General features: G+C 40.4%; 1 protein-coding gene. It reads left to right on the top strand.

Going from position 1 to position 3,107, the window contains the following annotated elements; genetic code table 11:
* On the top strand, positions 1-3,107 hold a 3,107-nt coding region (locus QUA25_RS28950; RefSeq protein ID WP_333043124.1), incomplete at both ends, for a GAF domain-containing protein.

The following is a 3,107-nucleotide window of genomic DNA, read 5'->3' on the forward strand; positions in this document are numbered from 1 at the left end:
TTGACTATCCCTTAGTCATCTTTCTCGACGATTTACAATGGGCTGATTCTGCTACATTGAAATTACTACAAGTAATGATGGCAGATGAGCAAACCAATTATCTATTTCTAATTGGTGCTTATCGAGACAACGAAGTTAATCCATCTCATCCTTTAATGATGACCTTGGATGAGCTGCAAAATCAAGGTGCAAGAATCGAGCGAATTACTTTAGCTCCCTTACACCTTCACCAGATAAATAACTTAATTGCTGATACCGTTCGTAAAGACACCACATCAGCGCTCCCCCTCGCAGAGTTAGTGCTCAATAAAACTCAAGGGAATCCTTTTTTTGTAAATCAGTTTCTCAAAACTCTCTATCAAGAAAACCTCCTGAAATTCAATTTTCAAAAAAGCAACTGGGATTGGAATATTTCCGAAATTGAATCAGTAGGTATTACCGATAACGTCATTGAATTGATGATTGGCAAATTGAAAAAACTGCCCACATCAACTCAGCAAGTTTTGCGTTTAGCTGCTTGCGTGGGTAATAGTTTTGACTTAAACACTCTCTCAATTATTAATGAAAAATCTTTGGCAGCCACATTTAAAGAACTCTTGCCAGCCATCCAAGAGGGATTGATTCTAACTACTTCTGAGTTAGGTGCTACCGAATCAGAAATCATTAATTCTGACTTAGTAATTACTACTTATAAATTTTTGCATGACCGCGTGCAGCAGTCGGGTTACGCTTTGATTGACTCCAAGTTGCAAACCGCAATTCACCTACAAATTGGTCGCCTATTACTAGCAAATATTTCTCCTGAACGACAAGCCGAAAGAATTTTTGAAATTGTCGATCATTTGAATTCGGGTCGGAATTTAATCATTGATGATCACGAGAAAACTGAACTAGCTATTTTAAATTTAACAGCCGCTCGCAAAGCCAAAGATGCAACGGCTTATGCTGCTGCCAGAGACTACTTAAAAATCGGTCGAGAAATTTTACCGGGCGATATTTGGCTAGAATCCTACGAACTAGCTTTTACCTTTCATAAGGAGCTGGCAGAAGCCGAATATTTAAACGGCAATTTTGAAGAATCAGAAGCTTTAATAGAACTGGCATTTGCCCGGGCAAAATCTGCTCTAGAAAAGGCAGAAATTTACAACATTTTGATCGTGCAGTACACTCTGCTGAGTAAATATGAAGCAGCAGTTCAATCGGGATTAAAAGCCCTTCAATTGCTGGGCATAGACTTGGCTGAAGATAATTTAAGCGAGGCGGTTAATGCGGAAATGGTGGCAGCTAAAGCCAACTTGGCAAACCAAGAAATTGCTTCATTAATTAATGCAGAAAAGATGAAAGACCCGGCTCAACTAATGGGCATGAAATTATTGGGCAACATGGGGCCGCTAACGTTCTTTTCATCTCAAGAACTGTGGAAGTTGACTGTGATTAAAGCGATTAATCTTTCTCTCAAGTACGGTTTTGTAGCGGGAGGGTCTTACTGCTATTCATGTTATGGAATTATCCTGAATTCAATTTTAGGGGATTACCAATCTGCTTATGAGTTTGGCAGACTCGCTCTGACTCTGAGCGAAAATTCAAATAACTTGTCTCAAAATTGCCAAGATAGTGTGATTTTTGCCAATTACTTAAACTGCTGGGTGAGACCGCTCAAAACTACGGCGGAAATTAATAACGAAGGTTATAAAGTTGGCTTGCAATCGGGCAATTTGCAATGGACGGGTTATAACCGGATGTTTCAAACTATTACCTATTTCTTCCAGGGTATGAATTTAAATAATCTCTTGGAAGATATTGCCAAGTCGCTCCATTTTTGCGAGCAAACTAAAAATTTATGGGCGATTGATATTATTATTGCTAATAAGATAGCAATTTTAAATTTGATGGGCGAAGAGGATGAAGTTAGCGAAGAACAGCATTTAGAAAATTTTCACAGTCGTAAAAGTATGGCCGCGCTGTGCGAGTTTTATGTTTTAAAAGCGCAGACTTTATATCTTTACGGACTGTATAGTGAGGCGCTAGAAGCATCGGATCGCGCTGCTGAACTTATTGATTATTTGATGGGTCATATTTCTAGTGCTCACCATCATTTTTACCGTTGTCTGATCTTAACGGCTTTGTATTCAGAGGTTTCTGAGTCGGAGCGAAAAGATTACTGGGAGCAATTAGAAGCTAATCAGAAACAAATCAAAATTTGGGCGGATAACTGCTGGGGAAGTTTCGCACATAAATTCTCGCTAGTGGGGGCAGAAATGGCGAGGATTTCAGGCCGAGATTTGGAGGCGATGGATTTGTACGATCGCGCGATAGCTGAGGCTAGAGAGGATGATTTTATTCAGAATGAAGCGCTGGCGGCGGAACTTGCTGCTAAGTTTTGGTTGGGGAAGGGTAAAGAAGAATTTGCCCAAATCTATTTGACTAAAGCTCACTATGGCTACCAATACTGGGGTGCTAAACGTAAAGTTGAGAGTTTGGAGGAAAAATATCCTCAATTAATCGCGAGAACTTCAGGGAAGACAACTACTCAAACTAAAGTTAATCGCACTACCACGGCGACTACTAGCAATAATTTGGGGGAGACGTTAGATTTAACTACTGTGATGAAAGCTTCACAAGCGATTTCGGGTGAAATTGTTTTGAGTAGGTTGCTGGAAAGATTGATGAAAATTGCGATCGAGAATGCGGGGGCGCAAAAAGGTTTTTTGATTTTAGAAAAAGGGGGAAATTGGGCGCTAGAGGCGGAAGGTTCGGTGAATGAGGATGAAGTTAGTGTGCTGCAATCGCTTCCTCTCAATCCGACAGCAGCTTCTGGGGGTACTCCTTTGCTGGCTTGTGCGATCGCCAATTATGTGATTCGCACTCAGGAAAATGTGGTGTTAAATAATGCTGCCCAAGAGGGACAATTTACCCGCGATCCTTATATTGCAGCTACTCAACCGAAGTCTATTCTTTGCACTCCTCTGTTGCACCAAGGTAAGCTGACTGGTCTTCTTTATTTGGAAAATAATTTGACTGAGGGGGCTTTTACTACGGATCGCCTAGAATTGTTAAAACTTTTATCTGCACAAATTGCTATTTCTATTGAGAATGCTCAACTTTAC

This window comes from Microcoleus sp. Pol17C6 (genome assembly GCF_036701145.1).
Taxonomy (GTDB): domain Bacteria; phylum Cyanobacteriota; class Cyanobacteriia; order Cyanobacteriales; family Microcoleaceae; genus Microcoleus.